This window comes from Halomonas denitrificans, assembly GCF_003056305.1.
GTDB lineage: Bacteria > Pseudomonadota > Gammaproteobacteria > Pseudomonadales > Halomonadaceae > Halomonas > Halomonas denitrificans.
The window spans coordinates 92,901-107,986 of sequence record NZ_PYVX01000001.1; the positions used below are offsets into that span (position 1 = coordinate 92,901).

At 68.5% G+C, this 15,086-nt stretch carries 15 protein-coding genes; 5 read left to right on the top strand and 10 right to left on the bottom strand.

Annotated elements, in window-relative coordinates:
- Positions 1-48: 48 nt before the first annotated feature.
- Positions 49-663: a peptide-methionine (S)-S-oxide reductase MsrA gene (msrA, locus tag C9F13_RS00415; protein ID WP_108444276.1), complete on the top strand. Its 615-nt coding sequence runs from the start codon at positions 49-51 to the stop codon at positions 661-663.
- On the opposite strand, the gene C9F13_RS00420 is transcribed toward msrA, so the two are convergent.
- The 10 genes from C9F13_RS00420 to can form a co-directional block, all read right to left on the bottom strand.
- Positions 644-1,432, bottom strand: coding sequence for a Crp/Fnr family transcriptional regulator (locus C9F13_RS00420; RefSeq protein ID WP_170121117.1), 789 nt, complete (start codon positions 1,430-1,432; stop codon positions 644-646). The two genes, msrA and C9F13_RS00420, sit on opposite strands and share 20 nt — an antisense overlap.
- Before the next feature lie 115 nt (positions 1,433-1,547).
- Positions 1,548-2,072, bottom strand: coding sequence for a hypothetical protein (locus C9F13_RS17565; RefSeq protein WP_170121118.1), 525 nt, complete (start codon positions 2,070-2,072; stop codon positions 1,548-1,550).
- A gap of 150 nt (positions 2,073-2,222) precedes the next feature.
- Positions 2,223-3,224 carry a hydrolase gene (locus tag C9F13_RS00425; RefSeq protein ID WP_108444278.1) on the bottom strand — a complete coding sequence of 334 codons (1,002 nt, stop codon included), beginning with the start codon at positions 3,222-3,224 and terminating at the stop codon, positions 2,223-2,225.
- Between the two features lie 68 nt (positions 3,225-3,292).
- Positions 3,293-4,219 (bottom strand): LysR family transcriptional regulator, encoded by a 927-nt coding sequence (locus tag C9F13_RS00430; protein ID WP_108444279.1) that lies wholly within the window; start codon positions 4,217-4,219, stop codon positions 3,293-3,295.
- Positions 4,220-4,279: 60 nt separating this feature from the next.
- The gene (locus C9F13_RS00435) at positions 4,280-5,326 is read right to left on the bottom strand and encodes an ABC transporter ATP-binding protein (RefSeq protein ID WP_108444280.1); all 1,047 of its coding nucleotides are present in this window, start codon (positions 5,324-5,326) and stop codon (positions 4,280-4,282) included.
- The gene (locus tag C9F13_RS00440; RefSeq protein WP_108444281.1) at positions 5,326-6,345 is read right to left on the bottom strand and encodes an ABC transporter ATP-binding protein; all 1,020 of its coding nucleotides are present in this window, start codon (positions 6,343-6,345) and stop codon (positions 5,326-5,328) included. Before C9F13_RS00440 ends, C9F13_RS00435 begins: the two co-directional genes overlap by 1 nt.
- 5 nt (positions 6,346-6,350) lie before the next feature.
- On the bottom strand, positions 6,351-7,307 hold the full coding sequence (locus C9F13_RS00445) for an ABC transporter permease (protein WP_108444282.1): 957 nt from the start codon (positions 7,305-7,307) through the stop codon (positions 6,351-6,353).
- A complete protein-coding gene (locus C9F13_RS00450) occupies positions 7,304-8,350 on the bottom strand; it encodes an ABC transporter permease (protein WP_108444283.1) in 1,047 nt (348 codons plus the stop codon). The genes C9F13_RS00445 and C9F13_RS00450 overlap by 4 nt, the downstream gene beginning before the upstream one ends.
- 108 nt (positions 8,351-8,458) lie before the next feature.
- The gene (locus tag C9F13_RS00455) at positions 8,459-10,033 is read right to left on the bottom strand and encodes an ABC transporter substrate-binding protein (protein WP_108444284.1); all 1,575 of its coding nucleotides are present in this window, start codon (positions 10,031-10,033) and stop codon (positions 8,459-8,461) included.
- Positions 10,034-10,180: 147 nt separating this feature from the next.
- Positions 10,181-10,834: a carbonate dehydratase gene (gene can / locus C9F13_RS00460; RefSeq protein ID WP_108444285.1), complete on the bottom strand. Its 654-nt coding sequence runs from the start codon at positions 10,832-10,834 to the stop codon at positions 10,181-10,183.
- Between the two features lie 147 nt (positions 10,835-10,981).
- On the opposite strand from can, the gene gorA reads away from it, so the two are divergent.
- From gorA to C9F13_RS00480, 4 genes are all read left to right on the top strand, one after another.
- Positions 10,982-12,343: a glutathione-disulfide reductase gene (gorA, locus tag C9F13_RS00465; protein WP_108444286.1), complete on the top strand. Its 1,362-nt coding sequence runs from the start codon at positions 10,982-10,984 to the stop codon at positions 12,341-12,343.
- Between the two features lie 261 nt (positions 12,344-12,604).
- The gene (ectA, locus tag C9F13_RS00470; RefSeq protein ID WP_108444287.1) at positions 12,605-13,183 is read left to right on the top strand and encodes a diaminobutyrate acetyltransferase; all 579 of its coding nucleotides are present in this window, start codon (positions 12,605-12,607) and stop codon (positions 13,181-13,183) included.
- Positions 13,184-13,301: 118 nt separating this feature from the next.
- On the top strand, positions 13,302-14,567 hold the full coding sequence (gene ectB / locus C9F13_RS00475) for a diaminobutyrate--2-oxoglutarate transaminase (protein ID WP_108444288.1): 1,266 nt from the start codon (positions 13,302-13,304) through the stop codon (positions 14,565-14,567).
- A 98-nt stretch (positions 14,568-14,665) separates the two neighbouring features.
- Positions 14,666-15,079, top strand: coding sequence for an ectoine synthase (locus tag C9F13_RS00480; RefSeq protein ID WP_108444289.1), 414 nt, complete (start codon positions 14,666-14,668; stop codon positions 15,077-15,079).
- Positions 15,080-15,086 lie beyond the last annotated feature (7 nt).

A 15,086-nucleotide genomic window follows, 5' to 3' on the forward strand; every position in this document is an offset into this window, starting at 1 on the left:
CGCGACGCCGCGAGGGCGGCGGACGATCACCGACAAGGAGCGAATCCCATGCCACTCCATCCCGTTCACGCGCCCGCCGGGCGCGAGACGCCGCTGCCGATCAGCGGCACCCACCTGGTCAACGGTCATGCCATGCGTCCCCCCTGGCCCGACGGCCTGGAGGAGATCGTGCTGGGCCTGGGCTGCTTCTGGGGCGCCGAGCGGCTGTTCTGGGAGCTGCCCGGCGTTCACGTCACCGCCGTGGGCTATGCCGGGGGCGTGACCCCGAATCCGACCTACGAGGAGACCTGCAGCGGCCGCACCGGGCACGCCGAGGTGGTGCGGGTGGTCTTCGACCCTCGCGTCGTCGACCTCGAGACGCTGCTGCGGGTGTTCTGGGAGGCCCACGATCCCACCCAGGGCAATCGCCAGGGCAACGACATCGGCCCCCAGTACCGCTCGATCATCCTGACCACCGGCGACGCGCAGCAGGAGGCCGCCGAGCAGAGCCGCGCGGCCTACGGCGAGGCGCTGTCACGCGCCGGCAAGGGACCCGTCACCACCGAGATCGAGCCGCTCGAGGCCTTCTACTACGCCGAGGAGTATCACCAGCAGTACCTGGCCAAGCATCCCGACGGCTACTGCGGGCTGAAGGGCACCGGGGTCAACTGCCCGATCGGCTGAGGCCGAAGGGACCGGCGCCGTCTCGCAACTCCGCGAGGCGCCGGCCGAGCCCGTCCACGCGATCGCTCAAGTAGTCGTCGTCGAAATCCGCCTCGGCATGCAGGCGCCGGGGATCATGGATGACGACGTGCGCGCGGTGCTTCTCGAGCACGCCGTCGCGCTCCAGCGCCGACAGGGTGCGATTGATGTGCACGGGCGAGAGCCCGAGGATCTGTCCCAGCAGGCGCTGCGAGACGGGAAAGGGCATTCGAGCGGGGTCGACGGGCTGGAGCTTGCTCAGGCGCAGGTAGGTCTCGAGCACGAAGTGGCTGACCTGGACCCGAGCCGAGCGATGCAGCGTCACCAGCATGCGCTCGGTGAGCAGCGCCTCCTGGCGCCCGATGGCGGCGAACAGGGCGACCGCCAGGGCGGCGGAGGCCGCGACGAGATCCACGATGTTCCGGTGGGTGAAGGAGCTGACGCTCCCCGCGCTGATCATCCGCGCCTCGCTGCCGTGCCGCCGGAAGGTGAACTCCCGCAAGCCGATGATATCGCCCGGCAGCAGCAGCTCGATGATCTGGCGCTCTCCCTCGACGGTGTCGCGCACGGTACAGGCCCAGCCGCTCTGCAGGATGAACAGGTTCCGGACCCGCTCCCCGTGTCCCCACAGCACCCGGTCCTTGCCGGCCGCGGCGGTGTGCCGCTCGAGCCGCTGGAGCAGCCGGAGATCGTCGTCGCCCAGGGCGACATAGCGGCCCATGGCGGCCTGGAAGTAGGGGACGGGGGGCATGCATGAACCTCGGCGGGTGAGGGGAACGGCGGGACGATGGCCAGCGCGACCCTGCGTCCCCTGTTCACTATAGCGCCATGCCCAAGCCCGAACGCGTGAGCGCCCGGCGATGCCCTCAGCCGATGCGCCGGCGGCATCGACGGCCGCGCGCGACGCTTCCCAGCGAGCGGCGGCGGACGGGAAGCGCCCGGCGCGTCTCCTCGAGCAGCCGGGCATGCGCCCGACACTGGGTGACGCAGTCGCCAAGCAGCCCGTCCACGCCCGGGATCGCGCCCCCGCGTCGCAGCCGCGCATAGAAACGCGCCGTTCGCCGCGCCTCCAGCAGGCTGCGGCTCAGCTCCAGGAGTGCCGTGTCGTCGTCGACGATGAAGAAGTGCGCTGCGCCGGGACTCGCGCACTCCCCGGGCGCCGCGGCCTGGCCGGGCGCGGCCGGGCGCTCCCCCGTCAGCGCCTCGATCAGCACCTCGCGTCGATCGCGGCTCTCGTCGGCCAGTGCCTCCATCAGCCTACTGAGGCCGGGGTGGTAGGTCAGGAAGCGCAGTGCCCGCCAGCGGTAGCGTTGCGCTTCTCGGTCTTCATGCGCGACGACCGCCTGGAGCAGTTCCGCGGGCAGCATGGGCGCTTGGTTCGACAGGTCCATGAGCTCCCTCCTGTGGGATGAATCCAGGCGGAGCTCTGCTGGGCTCGGCCTCGCCATGGGAGCAGACTAGGCACCCTCGCCGGGCATCGGCGACAACATGGGTTAAGGTCGCGACATTTCTCGTCGCCGCGCCTCGCGCCGGCCGGGGCATCACCGGTCCGAGCGCGGGGCGTGCCAGGCGGCGAGCTGGAGGGCGACGCGCCTGGCGAGCCACGAGGCGGGGCGGCCATCGCGCCACTCGACGAAGCCGACGTGCCCGCCGTGGCGGGCGAGCTCCACGCGCACCGCGGGGGAGGGCCTCGGGAAGCGGCTGAAGAGCGCCGGCGGCATGAAGGGATCGTCGTCGGCGTGCAGCACCAGCATCGGCAGCATCACGTCACCCAGCAGGGGGCCGGCCGAGGCCCGCCGGTAGTAGTCGGCGGCGCCGTCGAAGCCGTGCAGCGGGGCGGTCACGGCATCGTCGTAGGCGCGCAGGCTCTCGAGCGCGGCGAGTTCGCCAGGGCCAATCGCCAGCGGCAGCCTCTCGCGCGCCAGGCGCTCGGCCATCTTCCGCTTGAGCGAGGCGAGCAGGTGGCGCTCGTAGAGCCGGGAGAAGCCCCGGCTCAGGGTGTCGGCGCAGGCGGCGAGGTCCAGGGGCGCGCTGATGACGATGGCCCCGGCCAGGTCGAATCCCGGGCCACCCCGCTCCGCGACCAGCTTGGCCAGCATGTTGCCGCCCAGCGAGACGCCCACGGCGACCTTCGGGGCGAGGGGATAGCGCTGCGCCAGCCGGTCGATCAGGAAGGCCGCGTCGGCGGTGTCACCGCTGTGATAGGCGCGCGGCAGGCGGTTGGGGTGCGCACCGCAGCCGCGAAAGTGCATCAGCACGGCGCGCCAGCCGAGTCCGGCGGCGACCTTCAACAGCGCCGGGGCATAGGGGGAGTCGAGCGAGCCCTCCAGCCCATGGAAGAGCACCATGACGGGCGCCTCGGCCTCGACCGGCGCCGGCCGGGCCCAGGCCAGCTCGACGAAGTCGCCGTCGGGCAGCTCGAGGATCTCGCCGCGGGTTTGCACTGCGGCACGGGGCAGGGCCCGCGGCAGCAGGGTCTGGACGTGGCGATTGCCAAGCCCCGGGGGCGCGCGAAAGTCGGCGATCTGCCAGGGCTCGTCCATGAGGGGCTCCACGTGCGCCAGCGAACAAGGGTGGGGGCGGGGTCACAGGATATCAGGCCAACCGTCGCTCAGAGCGCACGGCGCGACTCACTGTCCGTCGCCAGCGCCTCCCAGAGCGCCTCGATGGCGGCATGGTCCACGCCCCGCCGGCGATAGAGGCGGATCTCCAGCGGCACGTCCCAGCGGGCGTCGCCGGCGCGCACCAGGGTGCCCGCGTCCAGCGTCTCCTGCACCACGCGCTCGGGCAGCCAGCCCAGCCCATAGCCCAGGCCGACCAGCTCGCGGATGTTACCGCTCTGGATGCTCTCGTGGAGCACCCGGAAGTCCGGCGCCCCGGGGATGTTCTCGAGATGGCGGCGCAGCGCCATGTCCGTCAGCCCGCGGGGATGGTAGGCGATCAGCGGCAGGCTGGCACGCGGGCCCGCCGCCAGCGAGAAGCGGGGCCGACCGTCGGCCTCGGGCAGCGACACCGGCACCAGGCGTTCGCGGTCGAGGCAGCAGTGCTCGAGGCCGTCGGTCTCGGGCATCTGGGGCCCCTCGACCCGCGGCCAGTAGGTGAGCACCAGGTCGCACTCGTCGCGGGCCAGTGCCTCGAAGAAGTCGCTGGCCAGCCAGCCGGTAGCCCGCAGGTAGGGAGTCAGCGGCGGCGGGTTGGTGAAGCTGGCGAGCCAGGCCGGCAGGAAGTGCGCCAGCAGGCTCTGGGGCGCGGCCAGGCGCAGCTGGCTGGCCTGCTCCTCGGCCAGCTGCGACAGCCGCTGCCGGGTCGCGGCGACCCGGCGCGTCACCTCCAGGCTCAGCGCCAGGAACTCCTCGCCGGCCGGCGTCAGCGTCAGCGGCAGGGTCTGGCGGTTGATCAGGGTGGTGCCCATGCCCTCCTCGAGCAGCTTGATGCGCCGCGAGAAGGTCGGCTGGGTGACGTTCTGCTCCTCCGCCGCCCGCGAGAAGTGCTGGGTCCGGGCCAGGACAATGAAGTCTTCCAGCCAGCGCAGTTCCATGTCGATCCTCGAGCCAGGGCCGGGTGTCACACCCGGCATTGTGCCATACCCCTCGGGGCATCAGTCGATGCGCCCTTCCTCCACGGCATGGCAGGCCACCTGGCCGCCGTCGTCGGTGGCGATCAGCGCCGGGATCTCGCTGCGACAGCGCTCGTTGGCGTGGGGGCAGCGCCCGTGGAAGACGCAGCCCGACGGCAGGTTGACCGGCGTGGGCACCTCGCCCTGCAGGCGGATGTGCTGCGGACGGTCGTCCTCGAGGCGCGGGATGGCCGACATCAGCGCCTGGGTGTAGGGGTGGCGCGGCCGGGCGAAGAGGGTCGCCGTGGGCGCCACCTCGCAGACCCGCCCCAGGTACATCACCGCCACCCGGGTGCCGAAGTGCTCCACCACGGCGAGGTCGTGGGTGATGAACAGGTAGGTCAGGTTGCGCTGCTGCTGGGCCTCCATCAGCAGGTTGAGCACCTGGGCCTGGATCGACACGTCCAGCGCCGAGATCGGCTCATCGGCGACGATGAACTCCGGGTCCACCGCCAGCGCCCGGGCGATGGCGATGCGCTGACGCTGGCCGCCGGAGAACTCGTGGCCGTAGCGGCCCCCCCAGTCGGCGGCGATGCCCACCGAGTCCATCACCTCGGCGACCTGGTCCTTGACCCGCTGCGCCGACCAGTCCGGGTGGTGCAGGCGGATCGGCTCCTCCAGGGTCTGCTGGATGGTCATGCGCGGGTTCAGCGACGCATAGGGGTTCTGGAAGATCATCTGCATGCGGCGGCGATAGGGCATCAGCGCCTGGTGGGAGAGATCATCGATGCGCTCGCCGTCGTAGCGGATCTCGCCGGCGCTGGGATGGAGGAGCCCCATCACGGTGCGCGCCACGGTGGACTTGCCGCAGCCGGACTCGCCGACCACGCAGAGCGCCTCGCCGCGCTGGATCTCCAGGTCGACGCCGTTGATGGCGTGCACGTGCTTCTGCTCGCGGACCAGCTTGCCGCCCTTGAACTTGAGCTGCTCGAGGAAGTCGCCGGAGAGCGAGAAGCGCTTCTCCACGCCGCGAATCTCCAGCAGCGGGGTGGCAGGCTCGGCGGCGGTGGCGTGGGCAGTCGAACTCATCAGCGGATCTCCTCGGCCGGGATGCGCTCGCGATCGAGCATCTCGGCGACCATGTGGCAGGCGACCCGGCAGTTGCCGGAAGTCACGAAGTCGGGCACGTCGTCGGTGCAGGCGTGGCGGGTCGAGCCGTCGGCGCGCTCGACGAAGCCGCAGCGCGGATGGAAGGCGCAGCCGCTCGGCAGGTTGTCCAGCGACGGCATGCTGCCGGGGATCTGGTTGAGGCGCGCGCCGGGCGTGGCCATCTGCGGCAGGGCATTGATCAGCCCCTGGGTGTAGGGGTGCTGGGGATCGTTGATGATCTCCCGGGTCGGGCCCTGCTCGATCACCCGGCCCGCGTACATCACCAGCATGCGCTGGGTGACCTGGCTGACCACGCCGAGATCGTGGGTGATCAGGATCAGGCCGACGTTGTGCTTCTCGCAGAGCTCGAGCAGCAGCGCCATGATCTCGGCCTGGATGGTCACGTCCAGCGCCGTGGTCGGCTCGTCGGCGATGATGATGTCCGGGTCGAGCAGCAGCGCGATGGCGATGATCACCCGTTGGCGCATGCCCCCGGAGAGCTCGTGGGGATACTGGTCCAGGCGCGCCGCGGGGGAGGGGATCTGCACCTGCTCGAGCTTGCGCAGCGAGATCGCCCGGGCCTCCCTGGTGGAGATCCGCCGGTGCGCCTTCAGGCACTCGACCATCTGCTCGCCGATGGTCAGCACCGGGTTCAGGGTCATCATCGGGTCCTGGAAGATCATCGACATGCGGTGGCCGCGCACGTGACGCAGGCCGCGGTCGCTCATGTCGGTGAGTTCCTGGCCATCGAAGCGGATGCTGCCGCCGGCGATGTAGCCGGGCTTGGCGATCAGGTTGAGCAGGCTGAAGGCCGCCACCGACTTGCCGGCGCCGGACTCGCCCACGATGCCGAGGCGTTCGCCGCGCTCCAGGCTGAAGCAGACGTCTCGCAGGGCCTGCACGTCGCCGCGGCGCAGGGCGAAGCGCACGTCGAGGTTGTTTACGTCGAGGAGTGCCATGGGAATCAGCCCTTGTAGAGTCGCGGATTGAGGACGTCGCGCAGCCAGTCGCCGAGCAGGTTGATCACCAGCACGAGGATGACCAGCACGGCCCCGGGGATCAGGGTGATCCACCAGGAGCCCGACTGGATGTAGTCGAAGCCCGACTTGATCAGCGAGCCCAGCGACGGGTGCGTTTCCGGCATGCCGAGCCCCAGGAACGACAGCGCCGCCTCGGAGATGATGGCGTTGGCCACCTGCACCGTGGAGATGACGAAGATCGGCGACAGGGTGTTGGGCAGGATGTGGCGGAACATGATGCGCCGACTGGTGAAGCCCATCACCCGGGCGGCGTCGACGTACTCCTTGCTGCGCTCGGCGAGCACCGAGGCGCGCACCGTGCGCGCGTACTGCGGCCACTCCGCCAGGCCGATGATCAGCACCAGCAGCGGCACCGCGTAGTCACTGTAGGTGGCGCCGCCGAAGACCGCCTTGACCAGGGCGCCGACAACGATGGCCACCATCAGGGTAGAGAACGACAGCTGGATGTCGGCCAGGCGCATCAGGAAGGCGTCGACGCGCCCGCCGAGGTAGCCGGCGAGCAGGCCGAAGCTGACGCCGAGCAGGGCCTGCAGCGCCACGGCGCCGAAGCCGATGATCAGCGACACCCGGGCGCCATAGAGGATGGTCGAGAGCAGGTCGCGCCCCTGGGCGTCGGTGCCCATCACGTAGGCCGGATCGCTGCCGTCGATCCAGAAGGGCGGCAGCTCCGAGGCGAGGATATCGATCTGCGCCAGGTCGTAGGGGTCCATCGGCGCCAGCCACGGGGCCAGCACCGCGACGCCGACCAGCATGATGAACACCAGCAGGCTGAGCTGGGCGACCGGGTCGCGCTTGAAGCTGTAGAGCAGGTAGGAGCCGCGGAAACGCGACCAGCGGCTCGCCACCGGCGCGGCTGCCATGGAAGAGTTCGTGGTAGTCATGCGGGCTTCCCTGTCAGTTTGACGGTGGGATTGACCAGGCCGTAGATGAGGTCGACCAGGGTGTTGGTGATCACGAAGATCAGGCCCACGATCATCAGGTAGGTCACGATCAGCGGCACGTCGGAGCGCTGGATGGCGTTGAGGAACATCAGCCCCATGCCCGGCCACTGGAAGACCGTCTCGGTGAGGATGGTGTAGGCCACCAGGGTGCCGATCTGCACCCCGCCCACGGTGATCACCGGCAGCATGGTGTTCTTCAGCGCATGGATGAAGTAGATGCGGCGCAGCGAGATGCCCTTGGCGCGGGCGAACTTCACGTACTCGGACTGCAGCACCTCGAGCATCTCGGCGCGGATCAGGCGGATGAACAGCGGCAGCATGATCGAGGCCAGCGAGACCGCCGGCAGCACCAGGTAGGTCAGCCCGGTCAGCGAGGCGAAATTGGTGTCCCAGGTGCCGAAGACGTTGACCGGGTCGCCGCGCCCGTAGGCCGGCATGCCGCCGTCGGTGGAGAGCGCCTCATTGAGCCAGGCGCCCCAGCCGGTATCGGCGGGGAAGGGCGAGACGCTCACCCCGATGGCGAAGATCTGGATCAGCACGATGGCGGTCAGGAAGACCGGGATTGAGATGCCGACGATCGACACCCCCATGAAGAAGCGCGACAGCCAGGCCCGGGGCCGGATGGCGCTGTACACGCCGATCGGGACCGACAGCGCGATGATCAGGAAGGTACTGGCCGCCACCAGCTCGAGGGTCGCCGGCAGGTGGCGCATGATGACCTCGGTGGTCGGCTGGTTGAAGGTGTAGGAGTAGCCGAAGTCGAACTGGACGGCGTTCCCGGCGAACCGCAGGTACTGGACCAGGAAGGGGTCGTTGAGCCCCAGCTCCTCGCGCAGGGCCTCGCGCTCGCTCTCGGGCACCGACTGGCCGACCATCTGCTGGATGGGGTCGCCCAGGTTGTCCTGGATGGCGAAGGCGATGATGCTGATGACGAACATCACCAGCAGGGCATGGTAGAGGCGCTTGATCAGGAAAGCGATCATGGCTGGCGTCCCGTGTGCAACACGCGGTGACGCACTCGAGCATCGAGCGCGCCACAGGGGTCAGGGTTTCGAAGGGCCGGCCCGCGAGGGGCCGGCGCGCGGCGGGGGTTACTCTTCGTGGATGACCAGGTCCCCGAGGTAGGGGAAATTCATCACGTTGAGGATCGGCTCGATGTCGACGTTGGCGGCCGAGGCCCAGGCCAGGTCCTGCCAGTGCAGCGGCAGGAAGGCGGCATCGTCGTAGAGCGCCTGTTCGACCTGCTGGAGCATCTCGGCACGCTTCTCGAGGTCGACCTCGAGGTTGGCCTCGGCGATCAGCTTGTCGAGCTCCGGGTTGCAGTAGTTGCCGGCGTTGTACTGGCCGGCCCCGGTGTCGGCGTCCGGGCAGGCGGTCAGGTACTCGTGGAAGTTGGCCGAGTCCTCGGTATCGGAGTGCCAGCCGATCATCATCATGTCGGCGACGCGATCGTCGTACTCGCCCCAGTACTGGGCCTTGGGCAGCGTCTTGAGATCCACGGTGACGTTGATGCGCGCCAGCATGGCGGCGACCGCCTGGGCGATCTTGGCATCGTTCACGTAGCGGTTGTTGGGCGCCATCATGGTGATCTCGAAGCCGTCCTCGAAGCCGGCCTCGGCCATCAGCTGCTTGGCCTTCTCCAGGTCGTAGCGCGGCTCGAGGCTCTCGACATGGCCGGCGTAGCCTTCCGGCGAGAACTGGGCGGCCGGGGTGGCGAAGCCCTTCATCAGGCGATCGGCGATGCCTTCCTGGTTGATGGCGTAGGCGAAGGCCTGGCGCACCCGCGGGTCCTGGAAGGCCTCGACGCGCTCCTGGTTCATGTGGAAGAGGATGATGCGGGTGCCCGACATGGTCACCAGCTGGACGTCCTCGTCCTCGCGCACCCGATCCAGGTCGTTGGGCGGCACCGGGGCGATGAAGTCGACGTCGCCGGAGAGCAGGGCGGCCACGCGGGTGGCGTTCTCGCTGATCGGGGTCATGACGATCTCGTCGACGTTGCCCGGGGACTCCTCGTCCCAGTAGTCATCGAAGCGTTCGAAGGCGATGCGCACGCCCTGCTGGCGTTCGGTGACCACGTAGGGGCCGGTGCCGGAGAGATGGCTCGAGGCGAAGGAGTTGCCGTTCTTGACGATCTCGTCCTTGGGGTCGCCGTCCTCGTCGGTGCCGCTGTAGAAGGCGCTGTCCATCGGGAAGACGTAGGTGGCCAGGTTCAGCAGCAGCGGGTAGGGCTTGGTGGTGGTGATCTCCACCGTGGTGTCGTCGACGGCGGTGACGCTCGCGATCGGCTCGAAGATCGCCTTGAAGTCCGGGCTGCGCTTGAGGCGCTCGATGGTCCAGACCACGTCCTCGGCGGTGAAGGCATTGCCGCTGTGGAAGGTCACGTCATCGCGCAGGGTCATGCGCATGGTGGTGTCGTCCACCTGCTCCCAGTCGGTGGCCAGACGCGGCTCGAAGGAGAGGTCCTTGTTCCAGCGCACCAGCGGGTCGAAGGTCATGTGGGAGAGCTGGAGGATGCCGCCGGAGAGCTGCTCGTGGATGTCCAGCGACACCGGGTCGGCGTCGTAGGCCATGCGCAGGCTGGTTTCGGCGGTGGCCACGGAGGGCAGTACGGCGGTGGTCATGGCGGCGCCGATCACGCTCGCCAGCAGGGTCTTCTTGAGAGTCATGTGTCGTTCCATGCCGGGTGACTTGTTATTGGTGTCATGACCGCTAAGGTCCAGCCCACAACATAGAGAGCCCGGCGGCCCCTGCCCAATCGAAATTTTGACAGGCGCCATGCGCCCGGCGAATGAGGCCGCCGGGCGAACGATGCATCAGTCCTCGCTGGTCGGCGTCAGGCGGCCGATGTGGTAGAGGGTGGCGACCTGGTCGAGCCCCGAGACGCTGCACTCCAGATCGGTGACGCGACCGTCGCTCAGGCCGTAGACCCAGCCGTGCACGGCGAGCGGCTGGCCGCGCTGCCAGGCGCGCTGGATGATCTTGGTACGACACAGGTTGTTGACCTGGGCCTGGACATTGAGCTCGCACATGCGATCGACCTGCTCGCCGAGAGGCAGCGACTCCAGGTCGCCGCGATGGCGGCTGTAGAGCTCGCGCACCGAGTGCAGCCAGTAGTCGACCATGCCGCACTCGTCGCCGGTCACGGCCGCCTTGACCCCACCGCAGCCGTAGTGGCCGACGATCATGATGTGCTTCACCTTGAGCACGTCGACCGCGAACTGGACCACCGAGAGGGCGTTCATGTCGTTGTGGTGCAGCAGGTTGGCCACGTTGCGATGGACGAAGACCTCGCCGGGCGGCAGGTCGATGATCTGGTTGGCCGGCACCCGGGAGTCGGAACAGCCGATCCACAGATAGTCGGGATTCTGCTGCTGCGACAGCCGGGCGAAGAAGTCGGGATCCTGGCGACGGACGCTGTCGGCCCAGTCACGGTTGCGCTCGAGCAGCTGCTGCATTTCGGTTTTCATGGGAGGGCTTCTCTGAAGAACGGGCCATGGGACGTCCGCATTCTGATCACCGGCATAGCCAGGGTCAATGGAGCGGCCCTCCCTGGCCCAGGCCGCGACTGGTATGATCGCGCCCGACCAGATCGACACGACCATCAGGAGACTACTGTGTCCGAGTACGACTACGACCTCTTCGTGATCGGCGCCGGTTCCGGCGGCGTGCGCGCCGCCCGCACCGCGGCGGCGACCGGCGCCCGGGTCGCCGTGGCCGAGGATCGCTACCTGGGGGGCACCTGCGTCAACGTCGGCTGCGTGCCCAAGAAGCTCTACTCCTACGCGGCCCACTTCCACGAGGCCTTCGAGGACGCCGGCGGCTTCGGCTGGCACCTGGCCGAGGCCCCGCGCTTCGACTGGGCGACCCTGCGCGACAACAAGATCGGCGAGATCAAGCGGCTCAACGGGATATACGGGCGGCTGCTGGACAACGCCGGGGTGCGCCTGATCAACGCCCGGGCCCGGGTGGTGGACACCCATCACGTGGAGGTCGGCGGCGAGACTGTCAGCGCCGAGAAGATCCTGGTGGCCGTCGGTGGCTGGCCCTGGGTCCCGGACTTCCCCGGCAAGGAGCTTACGGTCGACTCCAACCAGGTCTTCGATCTCGAGACCTTCCCCGAGCGCTTCCTGGTGCTCGGCGGCGGCTACATCGCGGTGGAGTTCGCCAGCATCTTCAACGGGCTCGGCAGCGAGGCGCACCTGGTCTATCGCGGCGATCTCTTCCTGCGCGGCTTCGACCAGGAGGTGCGCGAGTTCACCCGGGACGAGATGGCCAAGAAGGGCGTCAACCTGCACTTCGACGCCAACATCGAGGCGATCGAGAAGGTCGAGGGCGGCCTGCGCGTCACCCTGACCAGCGGTGAAACACTCGAGGTGGACGCGGTACTGGCGGCGACCGGTCGGCGGCCGCATCTCGAGGGGCTCGGCCTCGAGGCGCTGGACGTGGCCCGCACAGAGAGTGGGCACCTCGCCGTCAACGAGCGCTTCGAGACCTCGGTGCCGTCGATCCTGGCGCTGGGCGACGTGACCGGCGGCCCGGAGCTCACGCCGGTGGCGCTGGCCGAGGCGATGCAGCTGGTCCGTCATCACTTCGAGCCGGGCGAGCCGGGCCCGCTGGACTATCGCCACATCCCCACGGCGGTGTTCTGCCACCCCAACATCGGCACCGTGGGCCTCTCCGAGGCCGAGGCCCGCGAGGCCTGCGGCGAGATTCGGGTCTACACGGCGGACTTCCGCCCCATGAAGCACACCCTCTCGGGCAGCAGCGAGCGTTGCCTGATGAAGCTGATCGTCGACGAGGCGAGCGACGTGGTGGTCGGCGCCCACATGGTGGGCGAGGAGGCCGGCGAGGTGATCCAGGGGATCGCCGTGGCCGTGCGCGCGGGGCTCACCAAGGCCGATTTCGACGCCACCGTGGGCATCCATCCCACCGGCGCCGAGGAGTTCGTCACCATGCGCACCCCGACCCGCCGCTGAGCGCGATCGGCGACGCTGTGTCACCAACGGGCCACCCTCAGGGGTGGCCCGTTTGCGTTGGGGCCCCTCAACGCTATACCGACCTCGCCATGGGCTATTCTGAAGGCGTGGCGTTCGGGCGCCGAGGCCTGCCATGGCGGGCCTGGCCCCTTCGGCATAATGATATTTTATGGTTATGGAGCGCCAGGATAACCATGATTTTGAATTAGCAATAAGGCGCTGTTATAATCCCGCTCAAATTCGCTACAGCGAACCACCGACATGACCGCAACCACCGAACCCTTCACGCCCTCCGCCGACCTGGCGCGGCCCACCGTGGCCGATGCCGTGGTCGGCCACGAGGCCTCGCCGCTGTTCATCCGCAAGCCCAACCCCGACGACGGCTGGGGCATCTACGAGCTGGTCAAGTCCTGCCCCCCGCTGGACGTCAATTCCGCCTACGCCTACCTGCTGCTGGCGACCCAGTTCCGCGACAGCTGCGCCCTGGCCACCAACGAGGAAGGGGAGGTGGTCGGTTTCGTCTCCGGCTACGTCAAGAGCAATGCGCCCGACACCTACTTCCTCTGGCAGGTGGCGGTGGGTGAGAAGGCCCGTGGCACCGGCCTGGCGCGCCGCCTGGTGGAAGCCGTGATGTCCCGCCCGGAAATGGCCGAGGTGCACCACCTCGAGACCACCATCACCCCCGACAACCAGGCCTCCTGGGGCCTGTTCCGGCGGCTGGCCGATCGCTGGCACGCCCCGCTCAACAGCCGCGAGTACTTCTCCACCGACCAGCTCGGCGGCGAGCACGACCCGGAAAACCTCGTGCGCATCGGACCCTTCCAGACCGATCGCATCTGATCATCCGCTTCTCATGGGACCGGCTGCCCGACGGGCAGCCCGGGCCCCTGCGTTTCTACCGACCGCATCCGCGGTCAGATGTCCTCTTCACCTTCCCATGACCCACAGGAGGTCGCACATGCAGACCCAGATTCTCGAACGCATGGAATCCGACGTTCGGACCTATTCTCGCTCCTTCCCGGTGGTCTTCACCAAGGCGCAGAACGCCCGCCTGACCGCCGAAGACGGCCGCGAGTACATCGACTTCCTGGCCGGCGCCGGCACGCTGAACTACGGCCACAACAACCCGCAGATCAAGCAGGCGCTGCTCGAGTACCTGGCCGAGGACAACATCATCCACGGCCTGGACTTCTGGACCGCCGCCAAGCGTGACTACCTCGAAGCCCTCGAGGAGATCGTCCTCAAGCCCCGCGGGCTCGACTACAAGGTCCAGTTCCCGGGGCCGACCGGCACCAACGCCGTCGAAGCGGCCATCCGCCTGGCGCGCAACGCCAAGGGGCGCCACAACATCGTCACCTTCACCAACGGCTTCCACGGCGTGACCATGGGCGCGCTGGCCACCACCGGTAACCGAAAGTTCCGCGAGGCCACCGGCGGCGTGCCGACGGTCGGCGGCAGCTTCCTGCCGTTCGACGGCTACATGGGCGAGAGTGCCGACACCCTGGACTACTTCGAGAAGCTGCTCGGCGACAAGTCCGGCGGCCTGGACGTGCCGGCCGCGGTGATCGTCGAGACCGTGCAGGGGGAGGGCGGCATCAACGTCGCCGGCCTCGAGTGGCTGAAGCGTCTCGAGCAGATCTGCCGCGCCCACGACATCCTTCTGATCGCCGACGACATCCAGGCAGGCTGCGGGCGTACCGGCAAGTTCTTCAGCTTCGAGCACGCCGGCATCACCCCGGACATCGTGACCAACTCCAAGTCGCTCTCGGGCCTGGGGCTGCCGTTCGCTCAGGTGCTGATGCGCCCGGAGCTCGACGTCTGGAAGCCGGGTCAATACAACGGCACCTTCCGCGGCTTCGCGATGGCGTTCACCACCGCCGCCGCCGCGCTGCGCACCTACTGGTCCGACGACGCCTTCGAGAAGGAAGTGGCGCGCAAGGGCGAGGTGGTCGCCAAGCGCTTCCAACGCATCGCCGGCATGCTCAACGAGATGGGCTTCGAGGCCAGCGAGCGCGGCCGCGGTCTGATGCGCGGCATCGATGTGGGTAGCGGCGATATCGCCGACAAGATCACCCACAAGGCCTTCGAGAACGGCCTGGTCATCGAGACCAGTGGCCAGGACGGCGAGGTGGTCAAGTGCCTCTGCCCGCTGACCATCACCGACGAGGAGCTGGCCCGCGGCCTCGATATCCTCGAGAGCAGCGCGCGCGAAGCGCTGAGCTGATACGCTGACAGGACCGCCCGATCACGAGGAGGGGCGGTCCGGTCCTCGACCGGCCGAGGACTCGGCCGGTTCGCCATCGACATTACTGGAGAGTATTCATGATCGTTCGCAATCTCGAGGAAGCCCGCAAGTCCGACCGCCTGGTCAAGGCCGAGAACGGCAACTGGGACAGCACCCGCCTGTCGCTGGCCGACGATGGCGGCAACTGTTCGTTCCACATCACCCGGATCCATGAGGGCACAGAGACTCATATCCATTACAAGCATCACTTCGAGGCGGTGTTCTGCATGGAGGGCGAAGGCGAGGTAGAGACCCTCGCCGACGGCAAGATCTGGCCGATCAAGCCGGGCGACATCTACATCCTCGACCAGCACGACGAGCACCTGCTGCGGGCCAGCAAGACCATGCACCTGGCCTGCGTCTTCACGCCGGGCCTGACCGGCAAGGAAGTCCACCGCGAGGACGGCTCCTACGCGCCGGCCAACGAGCCGGACGACAAGACCCCGCTCTGATCGCGTC